The 20152-nt window shown below is 63.3% G+C and carries 21 protein-coding genes; 9 read left to right on the forward strand and 12 right to left on the reverse strand.

All coding sequences use genetic code 11. The annotated features are described in order from the left end of the window. Positions 1-133: 133 nt before the first annotated feature. From LB564_RS27685 to LB564_RS27695, 3 genes are all read right to left on the reverse strand, one after another. Complete coding sequence (locus tag LB564_RS27685; RefSeq protein ID WP_224542420.1) at positions 134-1108, reverse strand: amino acid ABC transporter permease; 975 nt, start codon at positions 1106-1108, stop codon at positions 134-136. Beyond that, complete coding sequence (locus LB564_RS27690) at positions 1105-2403, reverse strand: NAD(P)/FAD-dependent oxidoreductase (protein WP_224542366.1); 1299 nt, start codon at positions 2401-2403, stop codon at positions 1105-1107. Before LB564_RS27690 ends, LB564_RS27685 begins: the two co-directional genes overlap by 4 nt. 77 nt (positions 2404-2480) lie before the next feature. Further along, the gene (locus tag LB564_RS27695) at positions 2481-3245 is read right to left on the reverse strand and encodes a transporter substrate-binding domain-containing protein (RefSeq protein ID WP_224542421.1); all 765 of its coding nucleotides are present in this window, start codon (positions 3243-3245) and stop codon (positions 2481-2483) included. Positions 3246-3666: 421 nt separating this feature from the next. Here LB564_RS27695 and LB564_RS27700 point away from each other — a divergent pair, with 421 nt between their 5' ends. Then, entirely contained in the window at positions 3667-4113 is a 447-nt protein-coding gene (locus tag LB564_RS27700) for an Lrp/AsnC family transcriptional regulator (RefSeq protein WP_224542367.1), read from the forward strand. A gap of 67 nt (positions 4114-4180) precedes the next feature. Here the strand turns inward: LB564_RS27700 and LB564_RS27705 are convergent, their stop codons facing one another. After that, positions 4181-4813, reverse strand: a complete 633-nt coding sequence (locus LB564_RS27705; protein WP_224542368.1) for a TetR/AcrR family transcriptional regulator — start codon at positions 4811-4813, stop codon at positions 4181-4183. Positions 4814-4913: 100 nt separating this feature from the next. Here LB564_RS27705 and LB564_RS27710 point away from each other — a divergent pair, with 100 nt between their 5' ends. Further along, positions 4914-5318: a VOC family protein gene (locus LB564_RS27710; RefSeq protein WP_140703013.1), complete on the forward strand. Its 405-nt coding sequence runs from the start codon at positions 4914-4916 to the stop codon at positions 5316-5318. A gap of 101 nt (positions 5319-5419) precedes the next feature. Here LB564_RS27710 and phhA read toward each other — a convergent pair whose 3' ends face one another. Further along, complete coding sequence (phhA, locus tag LB564_RS27715; protein WP_224542369.1) at positions 5420-6256, reverse strand: phenylalanine 4-monooxygenase; 837 nt, start codon at positions 6254-6256, stop codon at positions 5420-5422. 135 nt (positions 6257-6391) lie between these two features. On the opposite strand from phhA, the gene LB564_RS27720 reads away from it, so the two are divergent. Together LB564_RS27720 and bchE are read left to right on the forward strand one after the other, a co-directional pair. Beyond that, on the forward strand, positions 6392-6868 hold the full coding sequence (locus LB564_RS27720) for an Lrp/AsnC family transcriptional regulator (protein WP_127296467.1): 477 nt from the start codon (positions 6392-6394) through the stop codon (positions 6866-6868). A 111-nt stretch (positions 6869-6979) separates the two neighbouring features. After that, positions 6980-8548 (forward strand): magnesium-protoporphyrin IX monomethyl ester anaerobic oxidative cyclase, encoded by a 1569-nt coding sequence (bchE, locus tag LB564_RS27725; RefSeq protein ID WP_224542370.1) that lies wholly within the window; start codon positions 6980-6982, stop codon positions 8546-8548. 7 nt (positions 8549-8555) lie between these two features. On the opposite strand, the gene argB is transcribed toward bchE, so the two are convergent. Together argB and LB564_RS27735 are read right to left on the reverse strand one after the other, a co-directional pair. Further along, positions 8556-9449, reverse strand: a complete 894-nt coding sequence (argB, locus tag LB564_RS27730; RefSeq protein ID WP_140703007.1) for an acetylglutamate kinase — start codon at positions 9447-9449, stop codon at positions 8556-8558. A gap of 103 nt (positions 9450-9552) precedes the next feature. Continuing rightward, positions 9553-11052: an amidase gene (locus LB564_RS27735; protein WP_224542371.1), complete on the reverse strand. Its 1500-nt coding sequence runs from the start codon at positions 11050-11052 to the stop codon at positions 9553-9555. Between the two features lie 138 nt (positions 11053-11190). Here LB564_RS27735 and LB564_RS27740 point away from each other — a divergent pair, with 138 nt between their 5' ends. The 4 genes from LB564_RS27740 to msrB all read left to right on the forward strand — a co-directional run bounded on the left by LB564_RS27740 (position 11191) and on the right by msrB (position 13962). Continuing rightward, positions 11191-11730, forward strand: a complete 540-nt coding sequence (locus LB564_RS27740) for a sigma-70 family RNA polymerase sigma factor (protein WP_027040874.1) — start codon at positions 11191-11193, stop codon at positions 11728-11730. Continuing rightward, positions 11727-12449 carry an anti-sigma factor domain-containing protein gene (locus tag LB564_RS27745; protein WP_224542422.1) on the forward strand — a complete coding sequence of 241 codons (723 nt, stop codon included), beginning with the start codon at positions 11727-11729 and terminating at the stop codon, positions 12447-12449. The genes LB564_RS27740 and LB564_RS27745 overlap by 4 nt, the downstream gene beginning before the upstream one ends. A 223-nt stretch (positions 12450-12672) precedes the next feature. Then, on the forward strand, positions 12673-13230 hold the full coding sequence (locus LB564_RS27750; protein ID WP_140703003.1) for a fasciclin domain-containing protein: 558 nt from the start codon (positions 12673-12675) through the stop codon (positions 13228-13230). Positions 13231-13458: 228 nt separating this feature from the next. Beyond that, positions 13459-13962 carry a peptide-methionine (R)-S-oxide reductase MsrB gene (msrB, locus tag LB564_RS27755; protein WP_224542372.1) on the forward strand — a complete coding sequence of 168 codons (504 nt, stop codon included), beginning with the start codon at positions 13459-13461 and terminating at the stop codon, positions 13960-13962. A 163-nt stretch (positions 13963-14125) separates the two neighbouring features. Here msrB and LB564_RS27760 read toward each other — a convergent pair whose 3' ends face one another. Next, complete coding sequence (locus tag LB564_RS27760; protein WP_224542423.1) at positions 14126-15682, reverse strand: DHA2 family efflux MFS transporter permease subunit; 1557 nt, start codon at positions 15680-15682, stop codon at positions 14126-14128. 124 nt (positions 15683-15806) lie between these two features. Next, entirely contained in the window at positions 15807-16997 is a 1191-nt protein-coding gene (locus LB564_RS27765; RefSeq protein ID WP_140702997.1) for an HlyD family secretion protein, read from the reverse strand. A gap of 128 nt (positions 16998-17125) precedes the next feature. Here LB564_RS27765 and LB564_RS27770 point away from each other — a divergent pair, with 128 nt between their 5' ends. Beyond that, positions 17126-17860, forward strand: coding sequence for a TetR/AcrR family transcriptional regulator (locus LB564_RS27770; protein WP_140702995.1), 735 nt, complete (start codon positions 17126-17128; stop codon positions 17858-17860). Positions 17861-18087: 227 nt separating this feature from the next. Here the strand turns inward: LB564_RS27770 and yihA are convergent, their stop codons facing one another. The 3 genes from yihA to LB564_RS27785 all read right to left on the reverse strand — a co-directional run bounded on the left by yihA (position 18088) and on the right by LB564_RS27785 (position 19819). Then, positions 18088-18747 (reverse strand): ribosome biogenesis GTP-binding protein YihA/YsxC, encoded by a 660-nt coding sequence (gene yihA, locus LB564_RS27775; protein WP_140702993.1) that lies wholly within the window; start codon positions 18745-18747, stop codon positions 18088-18090. Further along, entirely contained in the window at positions 18744-19382 is a 639-nt protein-coding gene (locus LB564_RS27780; RefSeq protein WP_224542424.1) for a CatB-related O-acetyltransferase, read from the reverse strand. Before LB564_RS27780 ends, yihA begins: the two co-directional genes overlap by 4 nt. Positions 19383-19504: 122 nt before the next feature. Next, positions 19505-19819, reverse strand: coding sequence for a hypothetical protein (locus tag LB564_RS27785; RefSeq protein ID WP_224542373.1), 315 nt, complete (start codon positions 19817-19819; stop codon positions 19505-19507). Positions 19820-20152: the final 333 nt, after the last annotated feature.

Here is a 20152-nt window from a genome sequence, read left to right on the forward strand (position 1 = left end):
GCGCACCAGAACGGCGGCGGCCGCCAGCGCGCTCGATCTGCAGCGCGCCCAGCTCGAGCGGTTGAAGGCCGAGGCGCCACCGCCGCGCTAAGCATGTCGCATGGACCGTTCCGATACACTTTAGGCCGCCGGATCACACCTGGCGTCCCGATCGGCCGAAACGCCGTTCGAGATAGGCCTGGCCGAATTCCAGCGCGATCGACAGGGCCCAGTAGATCATCGAGGCGGTGATCAGCATCTCGATGTGACGGAACTCCGTCTGGCCCATCGTGCGGGCGAGATACATGATCTCCCAGACGCCGACGACGGACACCAGCGAGGAATCCTTCAGCATGGCGATGAACTGGTTGCCGGTCGGCGGGATGATGACGCGCATGGCCTGCGGCAGGATGACCAGCGCCATGGTTTGGCCCGGGCTCAGGCCGAGCGCCGTGGCGCCTTCGCTTTGGCCGCGCGGGATGCTTTCGATGCCGGCGCGGAAGATCTCGGTCATGTAGGCCCCGTAACACAGCGACAGCGCCACGATGCCCGCCGGCACCGCGCCGATCACATAGCCGACCTGCGGCAGGCCGAGATAGATGATGTAGATCTGCATCAGCAAAGGCAGGCCGCGAAACAGCGACGTGTAGAAGGTGGCCAGCCCGTAGACGATGCCATTTCCGGTCAGCTTGGCGATGGCGCCGACCAGCGCGATGACGGTCGCGATCAGGATCGAGATCGCCGAAATGTAAAGCGTCGTGGTGACGCCCTGCGTGACCAGGAAACCAATCTTTCTGGCGATGAAAGCGAGCGAGAGGTCGAAGGAATAGAAGAACAGCATCAGTAGCGCGAACAGCTCGATCCAGACGCCGACGATCTGCTGGCGTCGGGGCAGGAGGAGCAGCAGCTTGCAATTCACCAGCACCAGCAGCGCGATCGATACGGCGGAGAGGGCCTGCGACAAGGCGGGGTTGGCCCGCAACCAGTCGGATGCGTCGGGCATCAACGAAGCGAGCCAGCTCGACTTGATGCCCATGGCGTAGAGGGCCGCGGCCAGCAGCGCCGGAAAAAACACCGCGGCCGCACGGCGGGCGAGCCCTGGATGAGAGAGCATCAGCCGGCCGATCATGCCGCCACCTTGGCGGTGGCGTTGCGTTCCCGCCACCAGTCCTGCGCCTGCAGTTTCCAGTAGGTGAGCTGCGCGGCGGCCAGGCCGGCGGCGCCGCCGGCCCAGTTCAATCCGAACGGCGCGAACTGCCGGTAGCGATCCGAAGCGCCCAGAATGCCTTCCGCGACGACTTTTCCGGCAATCGCCGTGGTGTTGAGGCCATGGCCACCGAAAGCGGTGCAGTACCAGACACCCGGCTGCAGCGCGCCGATCTGGGGCATCAGATGCCGGGCATAGGACATCAGACCCGACCAGGCCAATTCGGTCTTGAGACCGGCAAGTTGCGGGTAGGTGCCGATCATCTCGCGGCGCAACTCGCGCGCCAGCGCGTCGGCGGAAGCGGCGCGCGTGGTGATGCGCCCGCCCCACAAAAGGCGATTGCCGCTCTCGACCAGACGATAATAGTCGCCGGCCCGCCTGTTGTCGCCGACGGCATCCGTCGTGGCGATGGCCTGCGCGATGAGGCGGGGAGCAGCCTCGGAAACCATCACATAGGTCGCGATCGGCAGAAAGGCGCGGTAGAGCTGGCCGAACACCGGCCCGGTGTAGCCGCCGGTCGCCAGCACGATCTGGGGCGCCCGAAGCGTGCCCTGTCTGGTGCGCAGCATCTTTTGCGTTCCCGACAGGTCGCATTGCACGACCTCGGAGCTCTCATGGATCTTGCCACCCAGGCGCTCGACTTCGTCGGCCAGGCAACGCAGATAGTTGAGCGGATGGATGTGAAAGGCGTTTGGGTCGCGCAGGCCCTGGTAATAGCGGGCGGACTTCAGCGCTGATCGGACGTCTTCCCGGCGCAGATATTGAAGTTCGTAACCATGGTCGCGTGCCATCTGGTCGGCATAGGCCTTCAGCGCGTCGCCATCGTCGTAGCGCAGGACGCTGAGCAGGCCGGCGCGCGGCTCGGCGGCCGATATTGCGAGCGCCTCTATGGTGTCGCGGACGAATTCGACGCCTTCGATCGACAGCCGGTGCAGGTCGCGCGCTGCCTCGCCGCCGACACGTGCGGCGATGTTGTCGCCGCCGGTGGCGAAGCCGGGCGTGACGAAACCACCATTGCGGCCCGAAGCGCCAAAACCGACGAGCTGGGCTTCCAGCACGGCGACATGCAGTCCGGCGCGCGCAAGCTGCAGCGCCGTCGTCAGCCCGGCCAACCCGGCGCCGACGACGGCCACGTCACATCGCGCCTCGCCTTGCAGCGGCGGCCTCGTCTTCCGGTCGGTCAGGGTGCGGGCGTAATAGGTGTCCGGATAGGCCATCGGCGACTTTGCTGTGAGTGGCGGTTCATTTTGTGGGGTAACGCTGCCGGCTGCCGAGGGCAGCCGGCGCAATGACCTCACTTGGCGCTGTAGTCCTTGCCGTACCACTTCGTGGTCAGCGCGGCGAGCGTGCCATCGGTCTTCATCCCGGTGATGATGCCAGCGACCTTTGCGGTCCACTCGGGATCCTTCTTCTCGGCGATGACGACGAGCGGCTCGCGGAAGGCGTACTCGCCTTCCAGGATCTTCACGGGATAACCCTTCTTGATGGCGTTCTGCGCCGTCTGCTCAGGCGCGATCACGGCGTTCAGGCGCACGCCGTCTCCAAGCCGCAGATCATCGAAGGGAAGCATCGAATCCGCGTAGGTGCGGACCTCGCCCGGCTCCAGTTTGTATTCAATGGGGGGCAGGCCGGGAGCGTCGATTTCGAGCTTGCGGCGGATGAAATCCTCCGAGGTCGTGGCCGTCTCGACGCCGATGATCTTGCCGTTGAGATCGGCGACCGATTTCGCGCCGCTGTCCTTGTGCAGGACGTAGACATAGGGGCTGTAGTAATAGATGCCGACAAAGTCGATCACCTTGGAACGGGCCTTGGTCGGGGTGACCGATCCGACGCCGAGGTCGTAACGTCCCTGCCAGCGGCCGCCGGTCAGCGTCGCCCAGTCGGGTGTTTCGAACGAGACCTCGACACCAAGCCGCTTGCCGATCTCGCGCGAGACGTCGATGTCGAAACCGGCGAGTTCGTTGCTGTCGTTGAGGAAGCTCTGTGGCGGCCAGGCGGCGTTGGTGGCGATGACCATCGCCTTTTTCGACGTGACGCGGTCCAGGGTTTCCCCGGCCATGGCCGCCGTCGTGATCGCGAATGTCGCGGCGGCAAGAACGGCTAAATCGAGCAGCTTTTTCAAAGTTATCCCTCCCTTGTGGTTGAAACTGATAGGATGCGTAACGTTGGACCTCAGCGCTTCGGCACAGGTCCAACGCGGATTGGTTTGTGCCCCACGCCGAGGCTTGTTCCCCTGATGAACCGGCGTTTGTGCCCCAGACAGTCAGGTCGCAAAAAGCAGGCTTCCACCCGGCGAAATGCGCGATAATGGCGATTACGCAGTCATTGCGTGCCTTGAGACGGCAAAGTGCCTGAAAGGTTCGCCTTGTGCTGTTCGCCCCGGCCAGTCTTCCAGCCAGTCTTCCCGATTGTCGTGGAGGCGGTTCAGCCGATAGGATCGCGCGGCGGTTACAGCGCGGATCGAGCGAGAGGATTTGTTTGTGGAATTGACCGAGAAGGATCGTCAGCTGCTCGCGCTCATGCAGAAGAATGCGCGTGAGCCGGTCGCATCACTGGCACGGCAGCTCGGCGTATCGCGGACGGCGCTGCAGGAGCGGATCCAGAAGCTGGAGGCCGGCGGCATCATCGAAGGCTATACCGTGCGGCTGGCCAAGGCGGTGGCCCAGAACGCGGTCCACTGTTTCACGCTCGCCGCCTTGAACAACAAGAGCTATCCGGACGTCTCCAGGAAGATCAAGGCGATGCCTTCGATCCAGGCGGTCTACGCCATAACCGGCGAGTGGGACCTGATCATTCACCTTGCCGCCGAGACGCTCGAAAAGCTGAACCGGGAGGTGAATGCCGTCAATGAAATCAGCGGCGTCGTCAAAACCGCTTCCCATGTGGTGATGGAGACGAAGTTCAACCGCACCATCTACGCATTGTAGCGCGTGGCGGGACGCCTCCGCGGCCAACACCCGGCCGGCTTTGCCGCAAACGTCGGCGGGCGACGGACTATTTAGGCTGGACGCCATAGGCGACAAGAAACGCTTCTACCGAGGCATCCGCGTGCCGTTCAAGTTCGGCCTTGGAGCGCGGGTTGCTCCCAGTGAACATGGCTTCATTCATGGGGATCCAGAGAAGCATTCCAAACAAATGGCTGGCTGCCAGATGGGGGTCGCTGGTTTGCATCAGTCCCCGATTGGTGAGCTTTTGAAAGCACGACGCCATCGAGGCCAACATGCGCTCAAAACCTTTTTCGTACCAGCTGCGACCAAGCTGCGGCATTCGATCCGCATTGGCGATGATCAGGCGTCGCAGCTTCAACAACTCTTCATCCATGAGCAGCGTTATCAAACGTCGGGCAAGCTGCTGCAGGCCACCCTGCATGAATTTCGCCTCTGAAAGCAGTGTCGTCACGGACTCGATGATATCGTTGACCTGGGTCGCGGTTGATAGAACGACTTCGGCGAAAAGCGTCTCCTTGTCCGTGAAATGCTTGTAGACAGTCTGCTTGGAAGCTCCCGCCCTGGTGGCGATTTCCTCCATGCTGGTTCCATCATAGCCCTTGGCGATGAACGCCGCCGTGGCCGCCTGGATGATTTCACGATCCTTGCGTGCCGATCTGGTCTCCTCTTCGATTTGCATGGCTCCTTGACCGGTACTAGACGGTACCGTTCCCGCATGATAGTCGTCAAACGGTACTGGACTGACTAGTACCTGTCAACGAAGGCAAGGCTTTAGACCGATGACCAAGATGATCTTCATAAATCTGCCGGTGCGCGATCTGCAGGCAGCGACCAACTTTTATCTCGCGATCGGGGGCACGCTGAATCCGCAGTTCTCGAACGACCAGGCCAGCTCGATCATGTTCTCGGACTCCATTGGAGTCATGTTGCTTACGCATCAGCATTACGGCCAGTTCACGGCAAGGCAGATCGGCGACCCCAAGCGTGAAAGCCAGATGCTGATCGCTCTCACCACCGACAGCAAGGACGACGTCAATGCCGTGATCGAGAAGGGCGTGGCGGCAGGCGGCCGCGCTGATCCCAATCCGGCGCAGGATCTCGGCTTCATGTTCAACCGCCACATCGAAGACCCTGACGGCAACGTCTGGGAGTTCCTGTGGATGAACCCCGCCGCCCTGCAATAATCTGTCGGGATCAAAGCGTCTAAGGCGCGTCGCGTCGAGAGGGACTCATGCGACGCGCCTTAGTCTACCCTAATGGCGAGGTCATTTTTGACCGAAACGCATTAGACCGTCGCCGGGTCGAGCGCCGGTTGCCCCTTGCGGCGGGCGACGATCGCCTCGAAATCCGCGCTCTGGAAGGCATCGCGCAAGGCGTCGAAGGACGGTAGCACGAAATAGGCGCGCTGGAACTTGTCGATCTCGTAGCCGGTGCGCATCACCGTTTCCAGGTCGAAAGGCACATGGTGGGCGTCCTTGCCTTCGACCGCGAACTGCAGTTCGGTAAAGGACGACATCAGCCCGGCGCCAAAAGCCTTCAGCGGCTGGCCGGCCTCCTGCATCAGGCCGTATTCGGCGGTGTACCAATAGAGCCGGGTGATCATCTCGTCGCCGCCGAGCGCGATGATGTCGCCGGCCTTCCTGCCATACATTTGCATGAAGTCAGCGAACACCGGCTGCGACAGCACCGGCACGTGACCAAAGAAATCGTGGAACATGTCCGGCTCGACGATGTAGTCGAGCTCCTGCCTGGCGCGCAGCCAGTTGGTGACCGGGAAGCGGCGGTTGGCAAGGTGATCGAAGAAGGGTGCGGCCGGAATGAGGCCCGGCACGGCGACGATCTCCCAGCCGGTCAGCTCGCGCAGCCTGGCGCTGACGTCAGCGAAATCGGGAATGCGGTCGAGCAGACCGAGTTTCTCGACGCCGTCGAGATAGGAATGATGGGCGAGTTTTTGCGTCAGCTTGGTCTGGCGGTCGCACAAAGTGCGCCACACGGCCTGCTCCTCGGCGCTGTAATCATAATCCTGCGCCACGGTGAAATCGGCGCGGCAGACCGAATAGTCGCCGCGCAAACCCTGTGCCGCGCAGTCGCGGGCATATTCGGCAACGCTCATCGTCGTCATGGCTGTCTCTCCCTCGCAAATCATCAGTGGCTGAGAAGAGGTTAACCGGATTTGCCGAGGCAAATCGGTTTTGATGATGGCTCGCTGGCGGCAATCGGGATAATATTCACCATAATTGGGATCAGGGGAGTGAAAATGCCTCAATTTGACGACTTCGAGATCAAGATGCTCGATGTCCTGCAACGCGATGGGCGCAAGCCCGTCTCCGAGCTGGCACAGGAGATCGGCCTGTCGACCACGCCTTGCGCGCGGCGCTTCGAGGCGCTGCAGGAAGCCGGCATCATCAAGGGATTTGCCGCCGTGATCAGCCGCCGCGCGGTCGGCCTGATGGTCGAGGTGTTCATCCAGGTGCGCCTGGTCAGCCACAGCGACGGCTCGCCCGAAAGCTTCATTGCCGCCGTGCAGCGCATGGACGAGGTGTCATCGTGCTGGACGATGACCGGCGACCACGATTTCCTGCTGCATGTCATGGTGCCCTCGGTCGACGAACTCAACGCCTTCGTGATGCACCGGCTGATGCGGCTTGACGGGGTGCGCGACGTCCACACGCAGCTGGTGCTGCAAAACATCAAGGGACCCGGCCACGTGCCGCTCGCGCATCTGAGGCGGTGAGGGCGCTTCCCCGTTTCTGCGGAAAAGCTGCAAGCAAACTGCTGAAACAGGCCAATCGGGCGGCACGATCGCCACCCAGCATGCGCGGACCAACTTCCCCGGAGGTCCGCCATGAACATCGTCCTGATCAATCCGCCGCACACCGCCATCGGCAGCCGCGTGCCCGACGATCACCTGCCGCCGCTCGGCCTGCTGGCCATCGGCGGCCCGCTGATCGATGCCGGCCACCAGGTGCGGCTCGTCGATGCCGAGTTCGGGCCGATGCCGCTTGCCACAGTCGTCGCGGAAGCCTTGGAGGACTGTCCCGACTTCGTCCTGATCGGCCATTCCGGATCCACTTCGGCGCATCCGACCGCCTTGTTGATCGCCGGCATGATCAAGGCGCGCGCGCCGGCGACGATCGTCATCTATGGCGGCGTCTTCCCGACCTATCATTGGCGCGACATACTGGCAGAAGCGGACGTTTTCGACTTCATCGTGCGCGGCGAGGGCGAAGCGACCGTGATGGCGCTGGTCGAGGCGGTGGAAATGCGCCAGCCGCCGGCAAGCGTTGCCGGCATCGCCTATCGCGACGATCTTCGCCGTCCCTTCGCCACGCAGGCAGCGATGACGATTGCCGATCTCGATGCCTACCGCGTCGGCTGGGAACTGATCGACCACCGCAGATACAGTTACTGGGGCGGCAAGCGTGCCGTGGTCATGCAGTTTTCGCGCGGCTGCCCGCATCTGTGCAATTATTGCGGCCAGCGCGGCTTCTGGACCCGTTGGCGGCACCGCGACCCCAAGAAATTCGCGCAGGAGATCGCCTGGCTGCACCGCGAGCACGGCGTCGATCTGGTCAACCTCGCCGACGAGAACCCGACCGTCTCGAAGAAGGCCTGGCGCGCTTTCCTGGATGCGATGATCGCCGAGAACGTGCCGGTGCTGATCGTCGGCTCGACACGCGCCGACGATATCGTTCGCGATGCCGACATGCTGCATCTCTACCGCAAGGCCGGCGTCATCCGCTGGCTGCTCGGCATGGAAAACACCGACGAGCAGACGCTGCAATTGATCCGCAAGGGCGGCAGCACCTCGTCCGACCGCGAGGCGATCCGGCTGTTGCGAAAGCACGGCATCCTGTCGATGGCGACCTGGGTGGCCGGCTTCGAGGACGAGGGTTTTTGCGATCTGTGGCGCGGCTTTCGTCAGCTCCTCGCCTACGATCCCGACCAGATCCAGGCGCTCTATGTTACGCCGCACCGCTGGACGCCGTTCTTCCGCATCGCGCGCGACCGCAAGGTCATCCAGCAGGACGCGCGTCTATGGGATTACAAACACCAAGTCCTGCACATGACCCGGCTGAAGCCGTGGATGCTGTTCTTTTCGGTCAAGCTGATCGAAGTGGCGGTGCAATCGCGGCCGAAGGCGTTGGCACGCATCCTGTTTCATCCCGATCCCGAACAGCGGCACTCGATGCGCTGGTACACGCAAATGGGTCGCCGCGTCTGGTTCCGCGAGGTCTGGGGATTCCTGGCGACGGACCGCCGTGTGAAGGATGGTCCGACGCTGGCCGAATTCTGGGGCGCGCCGCAGGACGCCGAAGAGGAATCGATGAGGGTTTCACGCCCGGCGCGAAAGCTGGCCGTCCCCGTCATCGAGGGCAGTCAGGTGCCAGGAGAACAGAAGTTAGCCGGCTGATCGTCGGCTACGGCACGATCAGCGTGCCGGCGCCGTGCTCGGTAAACAGTTCGAGCAGCACCGAATGCGGCGTCTTGCCGTTGAGGATAACGACGCCCTCGACGCCGCGCTCGATGGCCTCGATGCAGGTCTCGACCTTGGGGATCATGCCGCCCGACACGGTGCCGTCCTTGATCAGCGCCTTGGCCTCGGCGACCGTCAGCTCATCGATCAGCTTCTTGTTCTTGTCGAGCACGCCGGGCACGTCGGTGAGGAACAAAAGGCGCGAAGCCTTGCAGGCGCCGGCGATGGCACCTGCGAACGTGTCGGCGTTGATGTTGTAGGTGTGGCCGTCGCGGCCGGGCGCCACCGGCGCTAGCACCGGGATCATTTCGGAGCGGGCCAGAAGATCGAGCAGCGTGCGGTCGACCTCGACCGGCTCGCCGACGAAACCGAGATCGAGCACGCGCTCGATGTTGGAGTCGGGGTCGATCATGGTCTTGCGTGCCTTTTCGGCGAAGACCATGTTGCCGTCCTTGCCACACAGACCGATCGCCCATTCGCCCTCGGCGTTGATCAGCGCCACGATCTCCTTGTTGATGGATCCGGCGAGCACCATCTCGACGATCTCGACCGTCTTCTGGTCGGTGACGCGCAGTCCGCCCTCGAACTTCGATTCGATGCCCATCTTGGCCAGCATGGCGCCGATCTGTGGGCCGCCGCCATGGACGACGATCGGATTGACGCCGGACTGCTTGAGCAGAGCGATGTCGCGGGCGAAGGCCTTGCCGAGTTCGAGATCGCCCATGGCATGGCCGCCATATTTCACCACGACCGTCTTGTGCTCGTAGCGCTGCATGTAAGGCAGCGCGCGCGACAAGAGGGCGGCCTGCATTTCGGCGGTGGCGGCGACGTCCGTCATCGGCGTGGTTCCCTGGATAATAATAGCTAAGGACGGCGGCGTCTTAGCGGGAATTGACGCGAGCCGCAAATGGCATTGCTGTCATAGTCGGTTCACGGTGTCGTCATTGTGACGGCACCATCAGCGGCGCCCTGCGGCCAAGCCAGCCCGAGATTTTCTCCATCTGCGCGGCGAACGACAAAAGCGTTTCCTCGTCGCCCGGCCGGCCGGCGGCCTGGATGCCGAGCGGCAGGCCGGCCGCCGTGACATGGACGGGCAACGCGATCGACGGCTGGCCGCTGACATTGTGGATCGCCGGCCAGTGCGTGAACCAAAGGCTCTTGTCCATCAACTGGCCGAACAGGGGCTTGATCCTGAGCAACGGGGTCAGGTGGAGTTTGTCGAGCAGGTTTTCGATCAGTTCGTCGGCGCCTTTGGGATCCATGGCGCCGCAGGGAAGCGGCGGGTGCGCGATGATGGGCATGAGGACGGCGTCGTACTGCGCGGTTTCCTCGATCATCCGCCGTGAGGCGGCATGCAGCCGCTGCAGGCCGGCATAGACCTCGCCGGCCGAGACCAATTCGCCCAACCGGCCGAGCACCCGCGTGGCGCGCTCGATGTCGCCCGCCACGGAGCGGCCGACGCGCAGCGCTTCACCCCGCAATGAACCGGCAACGGCGGAGGCGACCGTCGTGCAGAAATCGGCGAAGAACTCGCGGCCGATGAAGGGCAGCTCGATGTCCTCGACGGTATGGCCGCCCTCGCGGGCGAGCGCCACCGCAATGTCGAGTGCCTTGAGCGTCTCGGCCGAGATCGGCAGACCGAGGGGTGATTTGCGGTACAACGCCAGCTTGAGCTTGCCGGGATCGCGCGCGGCGGCCGCGGCGAACGGGCCCTTGGGCGGCAGCGCCGCATAAGGCGCCAGCGGATCGGGACCGTGGGTGAGGTCGAGCAGCAGGGCGCAGTCGCGCACCGAGCGGGTGACGGCGTGATCGACGACCATGCCGTACCAACTCTCGCTCACCAGCGGCGATAGCGGAATGCGGCCGCGCGAGGTCTTGAGGCCGACAAGCCCGCTGCAGGCGGACGGCACCCGGATCGAGCCGCCGCCGTCCGAAGCATGCGCCACCGGCACGACGCCGGCGGCGACCAGTGCCGCCGCGCCTCCGGACGAGCCACCGGTGGTGTGGCCGGTGTTCCAGGGATTGCGGGTGATGCCGAAGGCTTTCGACTCGGTCATCAGCCGCAGCCCGTGTTCCGGCGATGTCGAGGTGACGATCGGGATCAGTCCGGCGGCGAGGTAGCGCTCCGTCATCACCGAGTTGACGTTGGGCACCCAGGCGGGAATGCGGCTGCCACCATGCGTGGGCACGCCCTTGACGGCGATGCCGAGATCCTTGATGGCAAAGGGCACGCCGGCCAGCGGCAGCGAACGGCCGATGCTCTTCGCCCGGACCCGTGCCGCCTCATAGAGTGGCTCCGCCGTGGCGTTGATTGCGGGCCTTGTTGCCTCCGCGCGGGCGATCGCCGCTTCAGTCAGCTCGATCGCGGTCAGCTCGCCTTTGCGCACCAGACCGGCAAGGCCGGTTGCGTCTTCTTCCCACAGGACCCGTTCGACCGACATGCGCGCTCCCCCCGTTTGCCGCCACGCTAGTGAGCGGCAATTCCCTTGGCAATCGCAGCCTGCGCGTGGCGCCGAACTTTAGGTGCACAGCATATTTCCGGCGTTGCAAATACAACGCAATTGCCTAATTTGGCTCGCATGACGCCGCAGGACATTACCAAGCTGATCGTCCGGACTTCGATGAAGGATCGGGCAGCGTTCGATCTGCTTTACCGACAGACCAGTGCGAAACTTTTCGGCGTATGCCTTCGTGTATTGAACGACCGGGGAGATGCCGAAGAAGCGCTGCAGGAAGTCTTCGTCAAGATATGGACGAAGGCGGATCGCTTTGCTGTCTCCGATCTGAGCCCGATCTCCTGGTTGGTAGCGATCGCGCGCAATCATGCGATCGATCGCATCAGGGCGCGGCGCAAGCCCGCCGCCGATATCGATGCCGCGCTCGACGTGGCCGATCCGGCGCCGGGGCCTGAAGCGATGGTGGTGGCGGGCGACGAATCCGAGCGTATCCATCATTGTCTCGATGAGTTGGAAAAAGACCGGGCGGCGGCCGTCCGGGGCGCTTATCTCAAGGGCGAAAGCTATGCCGAACTGGCGGAACGCCACGGCGTGCCGTTGAACACGATGCGTACCTGGCTGCGCCGCAGCCTGATGAAACTGAGAGAATGTCTGGAAAGATGACGCTGGCAGAGGACAACGGACCGGAACGAGGGGGCGACGACCTGTTCGCCGCCGAATACGTTCTTGGCGTGTTGCCGGTCGAAGAGCGGCAGATAGCCTCCAGGCGCATCGACGCCGAGACCGATTTCGCGCGGCTCGTCGATGGCTGGGAAGTTCGCCTGTCGCCGCTGGCGGCGGCCTATCCGGAAGTCGAGCCGCCGGCCTCGGTGAAGCCGGCGATCGACGGCAGGCTGTTTTCATCCGCCGCGACCACTGCAGCCGAGGCACGCGCCGGCTTGTGGTCCAGCCTAGCCTTCTGGCGCGGACTAGCCGCCGCGGCGGTCGCCGCACTGGCGATCTACATTGCGATCCCTTACGTCAACCCACCGGTCGCACAGCCGCAGGCTCGGCTCGTCGCCTCGCTGGCTGCCGATGGCAGCGACGTCAAATATCTGGCCGTTTATGATGCCGCGCATCACGAGGTTGGCCTGTCGCATGTCTCCGGTGAGCGTGCCTCCGGCAAGGACTTCGAACTTTGGATGATCGAGGGCAAGAATCCGCCGGTGTCGATGGGTATCATCCCGGTCGGGTCGACAGCGCATATCGTCGTCTCGCCGGCAGCCCAGCAGAAGCTTGCCCAAGGTGCGGTGCTGGCCGTCAGTCTTGAGCCCGCCGGTGGTTCGCCTACCGGGCAGCCCACCGGGCCGGTGGTGGCCGCGGGCGACCTGAAGAGCATCTGACCTCGTCTCCTCACCGCGAAACCGTCACCAGAATAATTCCAATGCATCTTATGTCATGCGTGTCTAAACAAACGCGTAAGCCGGCAAATATTGAGTCGAATAAATCTCTCGACCGCGCGATTAAATTGAAAATTCAAAAACATTCTGAAACTCACGCGTTTCTGTCTCGTATCTCCTCGCGTCCCCAAAGATGGGAAGAGAAAACCCGAGGAGTTTTAATACAATGCGTAGATTCGCCACCCTTTTGCTCGCCGGTACGATCGCTGTCTCGGCGCTTGCCACGGCTGCTTATGCTGAAAACCCGATGGTCGGCGGCGCCGCCATGTATGCCAACAAGACCATCGTCGACAACGCCGTCAATTCCAAGGATCACACGACCCTGGTCGCCGCCGTCAAGGCCGCCGGCCTGGTCGAGACCTTGCAGGGCGCCGGCCCGTTCACTGTCTTCGCGCCGACCAACGAAGCCTTCGCCGCGCTGCCGGCCGGTACGGTCGACACGCTGCTCAAGCCCGAGAACAAGGACAAGCTCACCAAGATCCTGACCTGCCATGTCATTGGCGCCAAGGCGATGGCGGCTGACGTGGCCGCGATGGCCAAGGCCGACGGCGGCACACACAAGGTCAAGACGGTCGGCGGCTGCGAACTGTCGCTCAAGGCCGATGGCGGCAAGGTCACCGTCACCGACGAGAACGGCAATGTCGCCAATGTGACGATCGCCGATGTCGAACAGTCCAACGGCGTCATCCACGTCATCGACAAGGTTCTGCTCCCGAAGATGTGATCGGGTGGAGGATGTAACGGGGAGGCTGTCGCGGACGAACCCGTTGCAAGAGCTCTCCGTCGATCGCGTCGTCTCGCTCCCGTGATCCGCTATCGACATGCGTGCTCCGCGCCGTTCCATGGTCAATCGTGGAACGGCGCGGGGTTCGTTTGAGAGCAGCCGTCACCGGCTTTTGACTTTCGCGTGGCGGGTATAGTTTGGCAAAACGGACGACAGGAGGAACTGGTCATGAACCGTCGCGACTTTCTTTTGAGCGGTGCCGCCGCCATCGGCGTCGTTGGAGCCGCGGCAGCAATGCTGCGCATGGGCGCCCCGCAGGCCGCACTGGCCGCCGAGAAATTCGAGGTCACCAAGACCGACGACGAATGGAAGGCCATCCTGTCGCCGGCCGCTTTCAATGTGCTGCGCAAGGAGGGCACGGAGTATCCCGGCACCAGCCCGCTGCTCAACGAACACCGCAAGGGCATCTTCGCCTGCGCCGGCTGCGACCTGCCGGTCTATCCCTCGGAGACGAAATTCGATTCCGGCACCGGCTGGCCGAGCTTTTGGCAGGAGATCGCCAACGGCATCGGCAAGACCGAGGACCGCTCGCTGGGCATGACCCGCACCGAAGTGCATTGCCGGCGCTGCGGCGGCCATCTCGGCCACGTCTTCGACGATGGCCCGGCGCCGACCGGCCTGCGCCACTGCATCAACGGCGCGGCGCTGAGCTTCAAGCCCGCGACCGCCTGACGACACCAAGGGCAATAAAAAACTCCGGGCTTTGCGGCCCGGAGTTTTTTGCGTGGGTCAGAGCTTCGGGCGTGGACTGGAGGAGCTTCCCGAAACCGCTGCCCACTTTTCTTTGTTTCACGCAATACCAGGAAAACCACTTCACGCTTTCCTGGAATCGCTTTCAGTGCCCGCCGCCTCCGCCACCACCGGGCGCGGCCGGCTTCTTGATCAGCATGGTGAAGAACCCCAGCGTCCCGAACAGCACGGTCAGCAGATAGAACACATCCATGAACGACAGCAGCGCCGCCTGCTGCTGGACCATGCCCGACAGCTTGGAGATAGCCGCGGTTGAGGCATCCAGGCCGGTGGTCTGCTCGAAATTGAGCGTCATGTTCTGCAGCTTGGTCTGCGCGGCGGCACTGCCCCACTGCACGTGCTCGGCGAGCCGGGCGTAGTGGAAGGCATTGCGGTCGATCAGCACCGTGTTGATGAGGGCAAGGCCGACCGCGCCGCCGAGGTTACGTGTCAGGTTAAACAGGCCGGAGGCATTCTTCAACCGGTCCGGCGGCAAGGTGCCGAGCGCGATGTTGTTGATCGGCACCATGCACAGCATCATCGAACAACCGCGCAGGATCTGCGGGATGAGCAACTCGTAGAAATCCCAGTCGGCGGTCAGATGCGTCATCCACCACGTTCCCGTGGCGAAGCCGAAAAGGCCGATCATCATCATCAGCCGCAGATCCATCTTGCTGGACAGGATACCGGAAATGGGCGCGGTGACGAACATGGCCAGGCCGCTGACGAACAGCGCTTCGCCGATCATCATCGAATCGTAGCCGCGGATACGGCCGAGGAAGACCGGATAGAGATAGGTCAACCCATAGAGGCCGATGCCGATGACGAAGGAAAACAGCGAGCCGAAGGCGAAGTTGATGTTGCTGAACGCCTTGAGGTCGACGATCGGTTCCTCGGCGGTGAAAACCCGCCAGAAGAAGATCACCGCGCCGATGGTCATGACGATGGCGCAGATGAACACGCCTTGGTCCTGCATCCAGTCATTGTTCGGGCCTTCTTCCAGCACATATTCCATGCAGCCGAGGAAGGCCGCCATGCCGGCGAGGCCCCACCAGTCGAACTTCGAGAACAGCTTGAGATTGGGCTTGTCGAAATCGATCAGCGTCCAGGCCGCGGTCGCCACCAGAATGCCCGGCACGACATTGACCAGGAACAGCCAGTGCCAGGAAAAGGCGTGGCTGATATAGCCGCCGACAGTCGGGCCGATGGTCGGCGCCAGCGTCGCCACCAGGCCGATCATCGGCGAGACGATGGCGCGGCGCGACGGCGGAAAGATGGTGAAGGCGGCCGCGAAGACACTCGGGATCATGCCGCCGCCGATGAAGCCTTGCACGGCGCGGTAGACGATCATCTGGTCGATGTTGGTGGCGGTGGCGGCCAGCGCGCTGGCCGCGGTGAAGCCCGCCGCCGCGACGGTGAACAGCACGCGCGTCGACAGCATGCGGCTGAGGAAGCCCGACAGCGGGATCATGACCACCTCGGCGATCAGATACGCCGTCTGCACCCACGGGATCTCGTCGGAGCTTGCGCTGAGGCCGGCCTGGATCTCGGCCAGCGAGGCCGAGACGATCTGGATGTCCAGGATCGCCATGAACATGCCGAACACCATCGCCAGGAAGGCGATGACGCGGCGCGTCGAAATCGTGTCGGGCGCGGCCGGCATTGCCGGCGGCGATCCTGCGGTGATGGTTGCGGTTGCCATTTCCTGGCCCTCCTTGGGGCCTCGTTGAGGCAGGCCGGGCGGCTCGGTGCTTCAATCAGCCACCAAGCCGCCCTCCGAAAAGCGCTTAGTTGCTGGTCGCGGCGGGCGCGGTACGGCTGTCGACGGCCACGACGACGCTCAAGCCGGCGCGCAGCTTGCCGGTCTTCAGCGCATCGGCGGGCACGTCGATGCGGACCGGCACGCGCTGCACCACCTTAGTGAAGTTGCCGGTGGCGTTTTCCGGCGGCAGCAGCGAAAACACCGCGCCCGAGGCAGGCGCCAGCGAGGAGACGGTCCCCTGGATGGGCTGGCCGTCGATGGCGTCGACCGAGATGTTGACCTTTTCGCCGGGCACCAGCCGGGCAAGCTGCGTCTCCTTGAAATTGGCGACGATGTAGAGCTTGTCCATCGGCACGACCACGGCGAGCTTCTGGCCGGGGCTGACCAGATCGCCCTGTTCGACGGAGCGATTGCCGACGACGCCGTCATATGGCGCCTTGAGCACGGTGAAGGAGAGGTCGCGCGCGGCCTTGTCGCGGCCGAGCTGCAGCGAGGCCAGAGTGCTGGCGGATTCCGCGCGCTGCGCCTCGAGCACGCCGATATTGGCCTGCGCGGCGGCGATCTGCGCGTCGGCGCCGACGAGCGCCGCCTTGGCCTGGTCGAGCGCGGTCTGGGCGTCGTCCAGCTGTGCCTGCGTGCCGACATGCGTCTTGACCAGTTGCGCGGCGCGCTGCTGGGCACGGCCGGCATTGTCGGCGGCGGCCTGGTCGGCGACCTTCTGCGCCTGCGCCTGCTGCAGGGAAGCCTGCGCGGCCTTGGTCTGCGCGTCGATGCGGTCGAGCGTCTTGGCCAGCGTGGCAATCTGCGCCTCGGCCTGGGCAACGGCGATCTTGTAGTCGCCGGCGTCGATCGTCAGCAGCGGATCGCCGGCCTTGACCTGCTGGTTCTCGCTGACCAGGACCTGATCGACATAGCCGGAAATTTTTGGCGAGACGAACGCCATGTCGGCCTGGACATAGGCGTCGTCCGTCGAGATCATGAAGCGGCCCGTGGTCCAATAGTCGTAGCCGTACCAGGCGCCGCCACTCAAAAGGGCAAGGCCGATGATCGGCAGCAGGAGGGAGCGCACCGAGCGCTTCTTCTTGGCCGGGGCTTCCGCTTCAGGTGGCGGTGCGACAGCCGGCTGGACATGCACATCGGGCGCTTCCGTCGCCGGGGCAACCTTGGCGTTGGGGAAAGGACGGACTTCGGCGGTGGCGGGCGTGTTCGAGGACATGACATCTCTCTAAAATTATAATACTGAACCGTTCGGTTCGATCCGGGCGTTGACATAGCGCGGAAAGAGGACCATATCAAGGGGAAATCGAACCGGTTGGTTCGAATTATTTTCGAGGTGTCACTTTGATGGTTGAGACTGTGAGCAATGCCGAAACCGACCACTGCGAAGACCTGCTGGACGGTCTGCGCCGTGGCCGCCCGGCGGCCGGACAGGATCCGGTCAAGCGCGGCCAGATCATCGACGGCGCCCGTCGTGTCTTCATAGAAAAAGGCTTCGAGGCCGCTTCGATGAACGACATCACGCGCGAGGCCGGGGTGTCGAAAGGCACCATCTATGTCTACTTCGCCAACAAGGAAGAGCTGTTCGAGGCGCTGATCGAGGAAGAGCGCGGCACCATCTTCAAGAACATGTATGACGTGCTCGACCGCGCCGACGATTTGCGCCAGACGCTGGTCAAGTACGGCAAGGTGCTGTCGATGAAGATCACCTCGGCCAGGGTCATCCAGGCGCAGCGCACGGTCATCGGCGCCTCCGACCGGATACCCGACATGGGCGCGCGTTTTTACGAACGCGGCCCCAAACGCGGCCATGACAAGGTCGTGACATTCCTCAATGTCGCCATCGAACGGGGCCTGCTTGAGATCGACGATGTCGATCTTGCCGCCTATCAATTCACCGAACTGTGCCTGGCCGGCCTTTTCAGGCAGTGCATCTTCGCCTACCGCACCAAGGCGCCGAGCCAGGAGGAAATCGACCACATTGTCAGGTCGGGGGTCGACATGTTCCTCAAGGCCTACGGCACCGAGAGGCTGGCCGAGGAAGAGAGCCACCAGCTGATCGCAATCGAGGCGAAGCCTTAGCCAAGGTTCCGGACGTCGCTTGCCTGGCGCGTCTTTTGGCGGTCGGCGGGAACCTTAATCCCTTCGTCATCCTCGCGTCTCCGCGACGGAGCTTCGCTCCTGCTCCGCCCGTGGATGACGAAGTTGGCGAGGCTTCGGTCAATTCCGAATGTCAGAGACGGTCCGCCGGAAAAAATCATAATCCCCGCCGCCAACGGCCCTAACGCCATCAGCCCTGTCCCGCGCTGCTAGCCGCCATTGGCCGCGAGCACGATCGCGGCCTGCAAGTCCTCCAGGCCTTCGGCCTTTTCCGAGGACGTCGCCAGGACGAACGGAAACGCCGCAGGACGCTTCTTGATCTTGGCCAGCGTTTCCTCGATCAGCCGCGGCACGCCGGCGGCCTTGATCTTGTCCGTCTTGGTCAGCACGATCTGGTAGGACACCGCCGCCTTGTCGAGCAGCGACAACACCTCGTCGTCCTTGGCCTTGATGCCGTGGCGGGCATCGATGAGCACATAGACCCGCTTCAGCGTGACCCGGCCCTTGAGGTAGTCGAAGACCAGCTTGGTCCAGTCGTCGACTTTTTCCTTGGGCGCACTCGCATAGCCGTAGCCCGGCATGTCGACCAGCGCCATCGGCGGCAGGTCGGCGCCCTCGCCGGAAAATCCGTCCGGCACGAAGTAGTTGAGTTCCTGCGTGCGCCCCGGCGTATTCGAGGTACGCGCCAGCCCCTTCTGGTTGACCAGCGCGTTGATCAGCGAGGACTTGCCGACATTGGAGCGGCCGGCAAAGGCGATCTCCGGCGGTCCTTCCGGCGGCAGGAATTTCATGGCCGGCACGCCCCGGATGAAGATCCACCCGCGCGTGAACAGGTCGGTTTGGATCGCGGTGCTGTTGGGAACGTTCAAGCTGCTGCCTCCAGAAGAGAGATATCGGCGCCCCTGATGGCATCGAGGTTGCGGCCGATCTTGTCCACCGGCCAGTCCCACCAGGCCACCGCCACGAGCCGCCGGATCGTCCTGTCGTCGAAACGCGTCTTGACCACCTTGGCCGCGTTTCCGGCGACGATCGCATAGGGCGGAACGTCATGCGTCACCACCGATTTGGCGGCGACGATGGCGCCATGGCCGATTTCCACGCCAGGCAGGATCACCGCCTCCATACCGATCCATACATCGTTGCCGACGATCGTATCGCCGCGCACTTCCTTCGACCATGTCTGTGGGTCAAAACCCTTTTCCCAGCCATGGCCGAAAATGTTGAATGGATAGGTCGAGAAGCCGGACATGGCGTGATTGGCGCCATTCATGATGAAGCGCGCGCCTTCGGCGATGGCGCAGAACTTGCCGATGATGAGACGATCGCCGATGAAGGGATAGTGATGCAGCACGCATTTTTCGGCGAATTTGTCCGGCCCCTCCGGGTCGTCATAATAGGTGAAGTCGCCGATCTCGATGTTCGGCGCCGTCACCAGAGGCTTCAGGAAGCCGACGCGCGTGTGCATCGGGATCGGGTGCTTGATGCCGGGATTGGGTCCATCCATGTCGAAGTCCGTCCAGGAAGTGATAGCCACGCGGATCCGGAAATCCGCGCGCCTGGTCAAAATAACGTGATCCGCCCTATAGCACCAATCGGCTGACGTGCGAGCTTCCTTGCTCACCGCGCTCACTTGTTGCCGCGGCAGATCACGATCGGGTTGGACAGCGCGCTGTCGAAACCGCTGCCCTGGTAGACCTGAACGTTGGAGGCTCCGGGCGGCAGCATGAAGCTGCCTTCGACGACCTTCTGATCTCCCGCCATGGTGTGGAGATCCCAGCTAAAAGTGCAGAATTGCGGCGGCGCCTTGGGTTCGACGTGGCTGCAATTGAGCTGCGCACCGCCCAGCATGGCGGCGCCGCCGCAGCTGACCGCGTCCTTTGCAACAGCGGCACCGGAGCATCCCACCAGAGCCGTGACGGCTGCGATCCTGATCCAGTTCATCGTCGAAATCCTTGCCGGCAAACGCCTATCGCCCGGCACTTGCCGCGTGCCGTGGCCCATCAGTTTTTTCTTCTGCGCGGCTTAGTGCGTCTTGCGCGCGCCGTCCAGCAGGATTATGTGCATGATGATAATAAGCATGCTCACGAAAACTTGTCCGCAGACGATCCCTTATCATGGCCTCCTCATCCACCATCGGCTTCGTGCCGCGTGACGCCGCGCGCCGGCTTCGACAATGGCCTGGGCATCGGGGGCCTGGGCATCGGGGGCCTGGGCATCGGGGCTTTGGGCATCGGCCGCTTGGACATTGGCGGCTTGGGCATCGGCTGAAAACGC

The organism is Mesorhizobium sp. ES1-6 (genome assembly GCF_020164775.1).
In the GTDB taxonomy this organism is placed as follows: Bacteria; Pseudomonadota; Alphaproteobacteria; order Rhizobiales; family Rhizobiaceae; genus Mesorhizobium.

Coding starts and splice junctions, on each gene's coding strand:
- LB564_RS27685 (WP_224542420.1), bottom strand. CDS start 1,108: ATGATCGGCCGGCTGATGCTCTCTCATCCAGGGCTCGCCCGCCGTGCG.
- LB564_RS27690 (WP_224542366.1), bottom strand. CDS start 2,403: ATGGCCTATCCGGACACCTATTACGCCCGCACCCTGACCGACCGGAAG.
- LB564_RS27695 (WP_224542421.1), bottom strand. CDS start 3,245: ATGGCCGGGGAAACCCTGGACCGCGTCACGTCGAAAAAGGCGATGGTC.
- LB564_RS27705 (WP_224542368.1), bottom strand. CDS start 4,813: ATGCAAATCGAAGAGGAGACCAGATCGGCACGCAAGGATCGTGAAATC.
- LB564_RS27710 (WP_140703013.1), top strand. CDS start 4,914: ATGACCAAGATGATCTTCATAAATCTGCCGGTGCGCGATCTGCAGGCA.
- phhA (WP_224542369.1), bottom strand. CDS start 6,256: ATGACGACGATGAGCGTTGCCGAATATGCCCGCGACTGCGCGGCACAG.
- LB564_RS27720 (WP_127296467.1), top strand. CDS start 6,392: ATGCCTCAATTTGACGACTTCGAGATCAAGATGCTCGATGTCCTGCAA.
- bchE (WP_224542370.1), top strand. CDS start 6,980: ATGAACATCGTCCTGATCAATCCGCCGCACACCGCCATCGGCAGCCGC.
- argB (WP_140703007.1), bottom strand. CDS start 9,449: ATGACGGACGTCGCCGCCACCGCCGAAATGCAGGCCGCCCTCTTGTCG.
- LB564_RS27735 (WP_224542371.1), bottom strand. CDS start 11,052: ATGTCGGTCGAACGGGTCCTGTGGGAAGAAGACGCAACCGGCCTTGCC.
- LB564_RS27740 (WP_027040874.1), top strand. CDS start 11,191: ATGACGCCGCAGGACATTACCAAGCTGATCGTCCGGACTTCGATGAAG.
- LB564_RS27745 (WP_224542422.1), top strand. CDS start 11,727: ATGACGCTGGCAGAGGACAACGGACCGGAACGAGGGGGCGACGACCTG.
- LB564_RS27750 (WP_140703003.1), top strand. CDS start 12,673: ATGCGTAGATTCGCCACCCTTTTGCTCGCCGGTACGATCGCTGTCTCG.
- msrB (WP_224542372.1), top strand. CDS start 13,459: ATGAACCGTCGCGACTTTCTTTTGAGCGGTGCCGCCGCCATCGGCGTC.
- LB564_RS27760 (WP_224542423.1), bottom strand. CDS start 15,682: ATGCCGGCCGCGCCCGACACGATTTCGACGCGCCGCGTCATCGCCTTC.
- LB564_RS27765 (WP_140702997.1), bottom strand. CDS start 16,997: ATGTCCTCGAACACGCCCGCCACCGCCGAAGTCCGTCCTTTCCCCAAC.
- LB564_RS27770 (WP_140702995.1), top strand. CDS start 17,126: ATGGTTGAGACTGTGAGCAATGCCGAAACCGACCACTGCGAAGACCTG.
- LB564_RS27780 (WP_224542424.1), bottom strand. CDS start 19,382: ATGGATGGACCCAATCCCGGCATCAAGCACCCGATCCCGATGCACACG.
- LB564_RS27785 (WP_224542373.1), bottom strand. CDS start 19,819: ATGAACTGGATCAGGATCGCAGCCGTCACGGCTCTGGTGGGATGCTCC.